Genomic DNA, 12001 nt, shown 5'->3' on the forward strand with positions numbered 1-12001 from the left:
AGTTATATTTGTAAAACTAAAAGATTAGTTAAACCAATTGTGCGAGTTGAATACGCTTGCCGGTTCAAGTGAGTTTTACCATTATAAATGTGTAAAATTTGTACCATAACTTGAATTTCAGTACATGTTTAGATTCAAAATTTATAAGCGGTTTAATAAATAATATTTTACAATAAAAATCATGATCCAAAAAAAGCAATTAACCAAAGCCGAAGAAGAAATAATGCACGTATTGTGGGAACTAGAAAAAGCCGCAGTAAAACAAATTATTGCCGAATTGCCTATGCCAAAACCAGCATATAATACAGTTTCAACCATTGTGCGCATTTTGGAAAGTAAAGGTTTTGTAGATTATGAAAAGCAGGGAAAAGGGCATGTATATTACCCTTTAGTGAAAAAGCAGGATTATAGTAATCAAAGCATAAACTCTTTAGTAGATAACTATTTTCAAGGCTCTTTTAAAAGTATGGTGTCCTTTTTTATGAAAAAAAATGATATCAGTTTACAGGAATTAGAATCTGTTTTAAAGGAGATTCATAAAGACGAAAAATCATGATACATTACATCATTCAAGTCATTGCGTTTCAGTTATTTTTCTTGCTCATTTATGATGTGTTTTTAAAGAAAGAAACATTTTTTAATTGGAATCGAGCCTATTTATTGCTTACAGCTGTTCTCTCCATTTTGTTGCCATTTGTAAAAGTGGCTGGTTTTAAAGAAGCTGTTCCAAACGATTTTGTGGTTAGTTTACCGTACATATTATCTCAAACCACCAATACTATTTTTTTAGAAGAAGTTGTCATTAGTGGTAGTAATACGTCGCACTCTTTTTTATGGTATTTCTCATTGGTTTTAGTAATTGGAAGTGCGCTAGCCGTTTCATTTTTCAGTATGCGCTTGTTTAAAATAGTAAAACTTATTTATCAAAACCCGAAGCAACGGGAAGGCGCTATTTGTTTTGTGCGCATGTTGAAGAGTACGTTAGCATTTTCGTTTTTTAATTATGTGTTTTTAGGTGAAAACATTAAAGACACCGATCGTCAGCAAATAGTAAAGCATGAGTTGGTTCACGTTAAACAAAAACACACTTGGGATTTGCTTTTTTTTGAGATGCTACGCATTGTGTTTTGGTTCAATCCTTTTGTGTACATGTACCAAAATCGCATGGCAGATTTACATGAATTTATTGCGGATTCACAAGCCGTGAAACACAACAAAAAACAATATTATGAAAACCTATTAGCGCAAATTTTCGATACGAATCAGGTATCATTCATCAATCCATTTTTCAAACAATCATTAATCAAAAAACGAATTATTATGTTACAAAAAACGAAATCAAAACAAGTACAATTAATCAAGTACGCTTTATTAATTCCTATGGTTTTAGGAATGTTGGTATATTCATCATGTTCTGAAGAAGCCACCCAACCAAAAGTTGTTGAGGTAGTGGAACAAGAGTTATCCATTCAAAACCAAATAGACATGCTGAAAAATTCTATTGAAGCGAAAGGGGATTTATCAGAATCTGAAAAGGAAGCCTTACGTGTTCTTATGGTTAAATCCTTTCAAAATGATGGTGCTAACCCAAATACTGATATTATTGAGGTGACAGAAATAACGTCCTATAAAGATAGTTCCGAAGTTCCTTTCACTATTATAGACCAGGTTCCTGTTTTTCCAGGTTGTGAAAACGGTACCTCAAATGAAGAAAACAAGCTATGCATGAGTAAAAAGCTGAATACGTTTGTTGCCAAAAATTTTAATAAGGAATTAGCCAAAAGCTTAAATTTAACTGGTGTTGTTCAAATTAGAGCCTTCTTTAAAATTAATGAGTTGGGTGAAATTGTAAACATTAAAGCCAGAGCGCCTCATCCAGAATTAGAAGTGGAAGTCAAACGTGTTTTAAATATGTTGCCAGATTTAATTCCAGGTGAGCATCAAGGTAAAAAAGTAACGGTTCCGTACTACCTACCTATAAAGTTTAAAATAAATGATTAGATTTTTTGCGCTAATTAGTATTCTAGTATGTTTTAAAACCGAAGCTCAAACTTCGGTTTTAAACATTGCAGATAGTTTGTACATTCATGGTTATTATTCTGAAGCTATTAAAGCTTATAAATCTTATAACACGTTAGATGAAGTAGCTTATAAGTTGGCCAAATCCTATCAAGCAATCGGGAATTACGATAAAGCTTTACAGCATTTAGAAAGCAGTATTAACGCTTTTCCAAACGATGCCTTGGTAAAATATGATTATGCCAAATTACTTTCTAAAACTAAAAATTATCAAACGGCCGCAGCTACTTTTAAACAACTAATTGCAACAGATTCCCTCAATCCAAATTACCATTATGAGTTGGGTTTGGTTTACGAACAATTACGAGATTCATCAGCACATAACGAATTTAAAACAAGTTTTCTTTTAGATAATGGTCACCAAAAAGCCATCTTTAAATTAGCAAAACGACACTTGCAAAAACGTGAGTTCGATTCCGTAGATTACTATACAGGTATCGGTTTAAAATCATACGCCAATAACGCAGAACTCATGAGTCTAAAAGCCCAAAATTACTATTGGCAAAAAGACTATAAAACGGCCTCGTTATGGTTTGAAAAACTACTAAATTTAGGTGAAGACTCCCAATTTGTTCATGAAAAATTAAGCTATTGTTATTCTCAATTTTCAGAAGTTGAAAAGGCCATCCAACAGCAAAAATTAGCGGTTGCTAAAGAGCCTAGAAATTCTGAAAACCTGTTCATTCTAGGTCAATTATTTACACGGATGAGCAATTATGAACAGGCGGAATTCTATATCAGTAAAGCTATAGAATTGGTAGATGTGCCAATGGATAAGGAGTTCATGACATTAGGAACCATTCAAAATCACCGGAAGAATCATCAGGCAGCCATTCAATCTTTTAAGCGTGCATTAAAAGAAAACCCGAACAATATATATGCCGCTTTTTATCTGGTTTATACCAAGGATGATTATTATAAAGATGTCGATACCAAAATTAAGTTATATGAAGATTTCATGGCAAAATATCCTGAAAATCCATTTTTATTTAAAGCAAAAAGTAGATTAAGTGAATTGAGACAAGAAAAATTTATGAAAACCGATTAATATCATTCCAAATAAGATATGGTATAAAATCTAAAAATATTGTATTTTTCGGGCTCATAACAGCCTATGAAACAGCTATATTTTATTCTATTGTGTTTGGTGGTTACTTCCTGTAATTATTTCGATGCTAAAAAAACATCGTCAGACGTTATTTTGGAAAATGAACTGTTAACTTTTAATTGGAATGAGGTGGACGAATATCCCATGTTTGAGAGTTGTGATGAAAACGGCACCCAAGAAGACAAGAAAAATTGCTTCCAAAATACCTTAACCGAAATTATCACTCAAAAACTACAACAGGACACGCTTATTGTTAAGCAAGATATTAATGATACGGTTTTCATGAATTTTGAAATTTCGAAAGATGGAATGCTATCACTTATTACCATTAAAGCCGATTCAATTACGCTTCAGGAAATACCAAATATTAAAGAATTACTGCATAAAAGTGTAGATTCATTACCAAAAATATATCCAGCAATCAGACGCAGTCAGCAAGTTAAAACGGCGTTTACCTTGCCTGTGATTATTCAAGTTAATTAGGTTTGAAATTTGGTAAGAGTCTTTAAATGTTCAAATTTTAATTTTTATAAACAATGATAGGTTTGGTTCTGTGTCTAGGCAGGAAGGCAGGCGAAACGGTATTTTATCTTTCAAATTCAAAAAAATAAAAGTGATTGATTATCACTGTTTAAATTCCGAATTAAACAGCACTAAAATCGAATTGCGAGTTTTCGCATGAGTCGTAATATTTCTGCATACAGCCAAATTAACGTCACCAATAATCCCCAAGTTGCTAGCCATTCTTTTTCTTTTGGCGCTTTATTTTTATGGCGTTCTATATAATCGAAATCCAATAGCAACGCTAATGATGCAAAAACGGCAGCTACTGCGTTAAACCCAATAGCAAGCCATGATGTTCCCCAAAGAAAACTTTTTATTCCAAAGAAACTCAATATCCATGAAATAAGATAGGTTACAAAAATGGCAGAACAAGCGGTAATAATAACACTTCGCAGTTTTTTAGTGACCACAATAATGCGTGTTTGATAGAGTATTAACACCACGAAAAACGTGATAACAGTTACACCAATTGCTTGGAATGGTAAATTAGGGAATTGCGCTTGTGCATAACTGGTAATACCTCCTAGGAAAAAGCCTTTGGCAATCGCATAAAGTGGTACTAAAAATTTAGCCCAATGTTGCCTATAAGAAATTATTAAACTGATAATAATAGCGGCAATCATGCCACCTGTGGTAAACCATTTTATGTTGTTTCCGTTGCTGTAGTAATACCAAATAGCCACGGTGATTCCAGCAACAATAGCAATACAGAAAAAGGATTTAATAAGGATGCCAGAAACCGTCATTTTTTTAGAAGATGTATAATCATCATCCCAAAAATAGTTGGAGAAAGCCGGATTGGATGTTTGATCTAAACGCACTATAAATTCATCTTAAAGCCCAAGGCAAAATCAATAGGGAAGTTATCGCTATTATCACTAAAAAGCGCATAAATATCATGATATGCAAAGGTGATATATCCATTTTCCGTAACCCGAAAATCGGCGCCAAGGCCAAGAATAAAAGGCACATCAATATTGGAAAACGATTCATCATAATCGCCAACTCCAGGGAGACTGGACGTGTATGTCGCGTTTCCAAAATCATAAGTCACTAGTTTTAAGTTTCCATACACATTAAATCGATCCTTGTTAATTACGCGATAGCGATATCCAATGGCAATTTGTGTAGAGGTGTATTCAAAGTCATCAGCTTCCAAAACATGTCTGAAATGAAAAAAGAGTGCATGTCTTGGTAACTTGGTAGCTTCAAAAAATTCGAATTCCAATCCAAAAAGCGGCACACTAGCATTGTTTGGATTTTCTACTAATGGCTGATTGGTAATCCCTCCAAAAAGACCTAAACGTGTTTGAAGTTTAGCACGAGGCTCAAAATTATAGCTTAAATCGGTTGTGGCATTATAGGTGTTGAAAAAATCTTCCAAGCTATAAAGGGTTAAATTCACCTGGTCTGTTGGAACGCCATAACCTTCTGTAAGCGCATTTAAAACCGATTTGTATTCCTCTTGATATTTTCGAGTATCTGTATTTTTGGTATTTACTAATTCTTGAATGTTGCCATTTTTTTCTTTCACAAAATACCGGTAAGTGCCATCATCAATAGTCCAAAGTAAATCTAGATTGCCTTCAACAGCTGTCTCCAATTCTAATGTTTCATTATTAATGGTATAGGATTGTTGAGAGAAACCTAAAAAGCCAAGCGCTAAAAACCCCAATAAAAGGAAATGCTTTTTCATGTTTTATTACAAATTTGGTTACTTGTAAAGCTAAAAAAATTAAATGATAACTGGGATATTATCTTTTTTATTTCTTGAAGGTTCGGCCTTTCCACGTATAACCTTTATAAAATGATATGGAAATAATATACATGGTGAAAAATGGATAAAAGAGACTGGATACCAAAAAGGATGGCAAAACAGACTCTTGATTTAAAAAGCGGCTGGTTTTAAAGATAAGTAGAAAATCGACACAGAATTTAATGAGTATGATGTATATAAAATCATTCAAACTTAAAATGCCAAAAGAAACTATCGGAATTAAAATAATAATGAGCAAATTCATGAGCAAAACAATAATACCAGTTAGAATAGCAAAAAAGCTTTTATAACTTGTAGATTTGGCAGCCCATCTTAATCGTTGGGACACTAATTGGTTCCAGTTTCTTTGCGGTTTTGTTTCTACTGTGGCATCAATGGATTTTAAATAAAAAACATCATCCGAATTATATTTAACTGCTTTTTGTAGTAAAAAAACGTCGTCACCACTGGCTATTTCTGTAGAACCTTCAAAACCTGACAACTCGGAAAATAGCGCTTTTTGGTATGCTAAATTGGCACCATTGGCTAGAAAAGGTTCTTTAATTCCAAAACCGCCAATGGTGGTGCCCATTAAACTTAACAAGTCCAGTGTTTGAAAACGGTCTAAAAACGACGCAATATCATAGTAATTTACAGGCGCGGCAATTAAGCGCAAATTGCTTTTTTGAATAATACCATCAAAGCTTTTTAACCAGAGTTTTGGAACCCGGCAATCCGCATCCGTGGTAATAACCCAATCATATTTGGCTTTTTTTATGGCTTTGGATATAGCATCTTTTTTAGGTGATGTACTTTTCACTTTATTCTTTAAAATCGTTACATGCTTTAAACCGTTTTCAATAAAGGTTTTAATGATTCTAACAGAATGATCTTCCGAGCTATCATCAATTAAAATAATCTCATACAAATCTGCAGGATAGTCTAAATCTTTAATCGATTTTAAAAGTTGCGGTAAATTATTTTCTTCATTTCTAAAAGGAACGATAATGGAAAATGCTGTTTTTGGAGGTGCATCATCCAATTTAAATTTAGGAACCTTTACAAACCCATAAACCAACACACCTATTAAAAATAGGTATGCCAATGTGATTGATATGGCAATAATAAATACCATAATTAGGATTTAGGAAGTTTAAATTTTAAAACAAATATACTACCAAAAAGACTAGGAATCACCACATTTAAAATCCACATAATCGTTACAGTGCTTAAAATAGTAAAAGCGTTTACACCAGCAATTGTAAATAAATAAACGGCTACGCTTCCTTTTATAATTACGTCAAAAATAAAAATGGTAGGGATTACAGACGCTAAAAAATACATGCTGGTAATGACGGTTAGTGCATTTAAATAGGATGCGGACACACCAAATAATGTTAATATGTAGTAAAATTGAAAAGAAAAAATGGCATAGCGAATGACGGCTAATAAAAATCCGAAGCTATAAATATTATAAGGTAATTGTTTGAAGTATGTCGCAATTTTTTGAAGCGAAAACCCTTTAAATAAGACCTTACTTTTTGAAAGCGCTATAAAGCCAACTGCCACAATAACGAGAATGATTGCTCCAAAACGTGCAATTTTATAATAGTCAATGGCCGTTTCGTATTGATTTAAAAATACGTATAAACCGATGCTTCCTAGCAAAACGGTTACCAGCATTTGTAAACTATTGCCGAGTAAATTTAATGCTACAATTTGTTTGCGTTCCGATGAATTGTAGTATAGGGCTTTAACACCATATTCGCCAATCCGGTTGGGAGTTAGCAACGATGCTGTTAAGGAGCTTAAACTTTCTTCCATGGCTTTATAAAATGCTATTTTTTTGAATGACGACACAAGCACCTGCCATTTCAGAATCTCAAAAAACCAATTAAAAAAGCTTAAAATGATTAAAAAACTAATTGTTTTAATGGTAAACTGATTGTTTTCTGATAAAAAGTTGACAAAATCTTGAAAATTTAAATCGGGATTAGCAGTCAATTTGTTGTAAATAAAATAAAAAGCACCAACAACTATGCTCAATTTAATAAGTACAAAAAAGAATTGTTTAGTTTTGTGCGGAATACTTCCAAACATATTTTGCTATGGTTCGTTATCTAGGTAATAATACAAATTAAAACTTTAAATTTTTATGCACATAGTTTTTAAACAAATTAAGTTGGCAGGTTTGGCAACGGTTTTATTTTTTATGACTGCAAGCAGTTTTGCTCAAAGTGAAGCGAGCCGATGGAAAGCGCAATTTTCTGTGGGACTAAACAGTCCAAACTCCGGAGGTTTTGTTTCGGGTTTTGAGGGAAAGACAATTAATTTTCCCACCATTCAATTAGGCGTTCAGCGCATGTTTAAACCGCAATATGGTGTAAAGTTGGATTACGGATTTAATCGTTTGGATTATGATTCAGGTTCGCCGTATTTTAAAATTAATTATTCTAGAATCAATGCTCAGTTTGTTTGCGATTTAACGCCAACAGCTAATTTCTTGCCAGCACAATTAGGTGTTGTAGCGCATGCAGGTCCTGGGTTTTCTATGGTAAAACCCTTGAGTGGTTATTCTGAAAACAACACCTCATTTTTAAATGCTATGGCTGGTTTGGAATTTCATTATACTGTTTCGCGAACGCTTTCTGTGTTTCTAGATACGTCATATATTTACGGATTTAGCTCGGAATTTTCACCAGTTTCTGATGGATTTGGCTCCTTCAACGGCAACCTATTTACAGCAACAGTAGGTGTTTCCGTGTCATTAAGTGGTTGCTATTATTGTGATTAATGGGGAAAGAAAAAATTATATTAGGCATTGATCCAGGCACAACCATCATGGGTTTTGGGCTAATAAAAGTGGTGGGAAAAACCATGACTTTTATGCAGTTAAATGAATTAGATTTAAAAAAATACAGCGACCATTACCTAAAACTAAAACTTATTTTTGAGCGCACCATCGAGCTAATTGATAAGCATCATCCCGACGAAATTGCTATTGAAGCACCTTTCTTCGGGAAGAATGTGCAGAGTATGTTAAAGCTAGGCCGTGCGCAAGGTGTAGCTATGGCCGCTGGCTTAAGTAGAGAGATTCCCATTACGGAGTATGCCCCAAAAAAAATAAAAATGGCTATTACGGGGAATGGAAGTGCTAGTAAAGAACAAGTAGCCAAAATGCTTCAGAGTTTATTAGGACTAAAAACGCTACCTAAAAATTTAGATTCTATGGATGGTTTGGCAGCAGCTGTTTGTCATTTTTATAATGAAGGTCGCATAGAAATTGGAAAAAGTTATTCTGGTTGGGATAGTTTTGTCAAACAAAATGGAGATCGGGTTAAGAAGAAATGATGCGTGTTTAGTTTGCAGTTTCAATATTCAATTCTTTCTGTAAAAAATTATTTTTTAGGCATTTCAAGGTTAATTATATTATGAAAACATTTCAATTTAGCACAAACAACTGTTCACTGAATACTGAAAACTAAACATGGCCGGAATTTACATCCACATCCCGTTTTGCAAACAAGCGTGTCATTATTGTGACTTTCATTTTTCTACCTCGCTTAAAAAGAAAGATGAATTGCTTCAGGCTTTAGTAACTGAACTTCAGTTGCGAAAGGACGAATTCAAAAATAGTCAAGTTGAAACCATTTATTTTGGAGGTGGTACACCAAGTCTTTTAAATAAAGATGAATTGAAAGTGCTCATTGATGCCGTTTATGAAAATTATGAAGTATCTGATAATCCTGAAATCACGTTGGAAGCCAATCCAGACGATTTAATGGCTGCAAAAGATGCATCAACAACGGTTTTTCAAGATTATAAAAGCATTGGCATAAACCGATTATCCATAGGCATTCAATCCTTTTTTGAAAGCGATTTAAAACTGATGAATCGCGCGCACAATTCCGCAGAAGCTAAAATTGCTATGGAAGAGGCAACTCAATATTTCGATAATATTTCTGTCGATTTAATTTATGGCATTCCAGGTTCTACAACCGAACAATGGCAAGAAAATATTGAAACCGCATTAGCCTTTAATATGCCACATATTTCCAGTTACGCCTTAACGGTTGAACCCAAAACGGCTTTGGCTAGTTTTATTAAAAAAGGAATTATTGATAATGTAGATGATGCCTTGGCAGAACAGCAATTTCATATTTTGGTTGATACGCTCACCCAACATGGCTATGTGCATTATGAACTTTCTAATTTTGGAAAGCCTGATTATTTTAGCCGAAACAATTCAGCCTATTGGCAAGGGAAACCGTATCTAGGAATTGGACCTTCAGCACATTCGTTTAATGGAAAGGAACGTGGTTGGAATGTTAGAAATAATTCAAAATACATTAATGCTTTAGCAGAAAAAAATTTACCAATAGAAATTGAGAAACTATCAAAAACCGATCAATACAACGAGTATATCATGACAGGTTTACGCACCATTTGGGGCGTTTCATTAGAAAAAATAGAACAGGATTTTGGATTGCGTTTTAAAGAATTACTACTTAAAGAATCTGAAAAACATATCAGCAATCAGTTGCTGTATATTAAAGATAATACCTTGCGTGTTACTAAAAAAGGATTGTTTTTAAGTGATGGGATTGCGTCCGATTTATTTCTACTAAATTAAAGTCTCTAGAGTTGCATTTATGCCGACTTTTACGTTTATTATCACCACATTGAATTTTGAAAAATTACACACATGATTGCAACTATAGAAACCAATTCTAAAAAATATAAAATAGACTTATCTAAACCGTTAGACATCTCTATTCCTTTGCGTGCTTCGGCAAATAATGTGAACGCCTGGTATCAAGATCCACCTAAAATTGAACCGGTTCAAGATGGCGATTGGATAGCTAGTGTTGCAGAAGGTGCCGATATTAATTTCAATAATATTAGTTTTAATCCGCATGCGCACGGCACACACACGGAATGTGTTGGTCACTTAACAAAAAAAACACATTCTGTAAATCAGAATTTAAAGCAGTTTTTCTTTTTAGCAGAAGTGATAACGGTTGCTCCAGAAAAACGGAAAACAGATTTTTTTATTTCCAAAAAACAAATCCAATTTGCTTTGGGAAATAAAAAGCGTGATGCCGTTATTTTAAGGACTATTCCAAATACAATTGAAAAATTAAATCATCAATACTCTAATACCAATCCGCCATTTTTATTAGAAGAAGCAGCTATATATTTACGCGAAAAAGGCGTGAAACATTTGCTGATTGATTTACCAAGTGTGGATAAAGAAAAAGATGATGGCGAACTGCTGGCACATCATGCCTTTTGGAATACAGCCGGAAGAAAACGGATGGATGCAACGATTACCGAATTGATTTTTGTACCAAATACCGTTGCAGATGGCACGTATTTTTTAAATCTTCAAATTGCACCTTTTGAAAATGATGCCACACCAAGCAAACCAATTTTGTTCGAAATTGAGTAAATTAGAACCGGACAACTAATGCGTACATAATTATGGATATACTTTTTGGTTTAATAGTTGGTATCATCATAGCACTTATTGCCGTCTTTTATTTTAGAAGTCAGCAGGTCAAGCAGCAGACAAATACCCAATCTGTTATTCTTCTAGATAAAATAAAAATGGTTTGTAAATTCATTTCTGTTGAAGGGGATTTTGCCGAAATATACCATTATGAAAATGTTAAAGAACGTTTTTTAAGTCTCGTTAGTGGCAGAAAAAAAGCCTTAGTAGTTATCAATGCTAAAGCACATGTAGGTTTCGATTTTTCCAAAGTCAAACTAGAAGCCAATACAGCCACAAAAACCATTATTTTAAAACACTTTCCCAAACCAGAAATATTGAGTATTGAAACCAATTTGGACTACTACGATAAAAAAGAAGGTATGTTTAATAGGTTTCAAGCATCGGATTTAACTGGACTCCAAGCTGAAGCTAAAAAGCATATTTTAGATAAAGTTCCTGAAAGTGGTTTGTATAAATTGGCACAACGGGAAGCGGTTGAAGCTATTTCGCTTATTGAAAATTTAGTCATGACAATTGGTTGGAAAATAGATTATTCAGCTATAGAATTACCCGATATTGAAGACTCAAAAGAAACCAAAGAACTTAAAAATTAGCGTGTGAATATAGAACAACTTCGTGATTATTGCATAACCAAAAAAGGGGTTACGGAGCATTTTCCGTTTGATGAAGATGTTCTAGTCTTTAAAGTAGGTAATAAAATGTTCCTACTAACCTCTTTAAAAAACTGGGAGAAAAATGAAGCCACAATTAACCTTAAATGCGACCCCGAATATGCTTTGGAATTACGCGCAAACTATGAAAGTGTAGAACCTGGTTATCACATGAGTAAAAAACATTGGAATACCATTAGTTTGTATAAAGGTGAATTAGCAATCCCGCTTGTAAAGCAGTTGATAGACGATTCCTATGATTTAATTGTAAAATCCTTATCCAAAAAAATCCGCGAAACACTTCAGTAAAAAGCAGTATGTTTGCAGTA

At 33.7% G+C, this 12001-nt stretch carries 14 protein-coding genes; 10 read left to right on the forward strand and 4 right to left on the reverse strand.

All coding sequences use genetic code 11. The annotated features are described in order from the left end of the window. Positions 1-181 precede the first annotated feature (181 nt). The 4 genes from ACN0QX_RS01415 (at position 182) to ACN0QX_RS01430 (ending at position 3670) form a co-directional block, all read left to right on the forward strand. Positions 182-556, forward strand: coding sequence for a BlaI/MecI/CopY family transcriptional regulator (locus ACN0QX_RS01415; protein ID WP_376858094.1), 375 nt, complete (start codon positions 182-184; stop codon positions 554-556). Continuing rightward, positions 553-2001 carry a M56 family metallopeptidase gene (locus ACN0QX_RS01420; protein WP_417195132.1) on the forward strand — a complete coding sequence of 483 codons (1449 nt, stop codon included), beginning with the start codon at positions 553-555 and terminating at the stop codon, positions 1999-2001. The genes ACN0QX_RS01415 and ACN0QX_RS01420 overlap by 4 nt, the downstream gene beginning before the upstream one ends. Continuing rightward, entirely contained in the window at positions 1994-3127 is a 1134-nt protein-coding gene (locus ACN0QX_RS01425; protein WP_417195133.1) for a tetratricopeptide repeat protein, read from the forward strand. The genes ACN0QX_RS01420 and ACN0QX_RS01425 overlap by 8 nt, the downstream gene beginning before the upstream one ends. Positions 3128-3193: 66 nt before the next feature. After that, complete coding sequence (locus ACN0QX_RS01430) at positions 3194-3670, forward strand: hypothetical protein (protein ID WP_417195134.1); 477 nt, start codon at positions 3194-3196, stop codon at positions 3668-3670. A 170-nt stretch (positions 3671-3840) separates the two neighbouring features. Here ACN0QX_RS01430 and ACN0QX_RS01435 read toward each other — a convergent pair whose 3' ends face one another. From ACN0QX_RS01435 to ACN0QX_RS01450, 4 genes are all read right to left on the reverse strand, one after another. After that, positions 3841-4572 carry a Bax inhibitor-1/YccA family membrane protein gene (locus ACN0QX_RS01435; protein ID WP_417195135.1) on the reverse strand — a complete coding sequence of 244 codons (732 nt, stop codon included), beginning with the start codon at positions 4570-4572 and terminating at the stop codon, positions 3841-3843. Then, entirely contained in the window at positions 4572-5447 is an 876-nt protein-coding gene (locus ACN0QX_RS01440) for a hypothetical protein (protein ID WP_417195136.1), read from the reverse strand. The genes ACN0QX_RS01435 and ACN0QX_RS01440 overlap by 1 nt, the downstream gene beginning before the upstream one ends. A 67-nt stretch (positions 5448-5514) precedes the next feature. Further along, positions 5515-6642 (reverse strand): glycosyltransferase, encoded by a 1128-nt coding sequence (locus ACN0QX_RS01445; RefSeq protein ID WP_417195137.1) that lies wholly within the window; start codon positions 6640-6642, stop codon positions 5515-5517. Between the two features lie 2 nt (positions 6643-6644). Further along, positions 6645-7607, reverse strand: a complete 963-nt coding sequence (locus ACN0QX_RS01450; RefSeq protein WP_417195138.1) for a lysylphosphatidylglycerol synthase domain-containing protein — start codon at positions 7605-7607, stop codon at positions 6645-6647. Positions 7608-7662: 55 nt separating this feature from the next. On the opposite strand from ACN0QX_RS01450, the gene ACN0QX_RS01455 reads away from it, so the two are divergent. The 6 genes from ACN0QX_RS01455 (at position 7663) to ACN0QX_RS01480 (ending at position 11981) form a co-directional block, all read left to right on the forward strand. Then, the gene (locus ACN0QX_RS01455; RefSeq protein ID WP_417195139.1) at positions 7663-8301 is read left to right on the forward strand and encodes an outer membrane beta-barrel protein; all 639 of its coding nucleotides are present in this window, start codon (positions 7663-7665) and stop codon (positions 8299-8301) included. Further along, a complete protein-coding gene (ruvC, locus tag ACN0QX_RS01460) occupies positions 8301-8858 on the forward strand; it encodes a crossover junction endodeoxyribonuclease RuvC (RefSeq protein ID WP_417195140.1) in 558 nt (185 codons plus the stop codon). The genes ACN0QX_RS01455 and ruvC overlap by 1 nt, the downstream gene beginning before the upstream one ends. A 136-nt stretch (positions 8859-8994) precedes the next feature. Continuing rightward, a complete protein-coding gene (gene hemW / locus ACN0QX_RS01465; RefSeq protein ID WP_417195141.1) occupies positions 8995-10140 on the forward strand; it encodes a radical SAM family heme chaperone HemW in 1146 nt (381 codons plus the stop codon). Between the two features lie 72 nt (positions 10141-10212). Further along, positions 10213-10959 (forward strand): cyclase family protein, encoded by a 747-nt coding sequence (locus tag ACN0QX_RS01470; protein WP_248396121.1) that lies wholly within the window; start codon positions 10213-10215, stop codon positions 10957-10959. Positions 10960-10991: 32 nt separating this feature from the next. Then, positions 10992-11615, forward strand: a complete 624-nt coding sequence (locus ACN0QX_RS01475; RefSeq protein WP_417195142.1) for a DUF4230 domain-containing protein — start codon at positions 10992-10994, stop codon at positions 11613-11615. 3 nt (positions 11616-11618) lie between these two features. Then, positions 11619-11981, forward strand: a complete 363-nt coding sequence (locus ACN0QX_RS01480) for an MmcQ/YjbR family DNA-binding protein (RefSeq protein ID WP_417195143.1) — start codon at positions 11619-11621, stop codon at positions 11979-11981. Positions 11982-12001: the final 20 nt, after the last annotated feature.

The organism is Bizionia sp. (genome assembly GCF_048259285.1).
Taxonomy (GTDB): domain Bacteria; phylum Bacteroidota; class Bacteroidia; order Flavobacteriales; family Flavobacteriaceae; genus Algorimicrobium; species Algorimicrobium hallyeonense.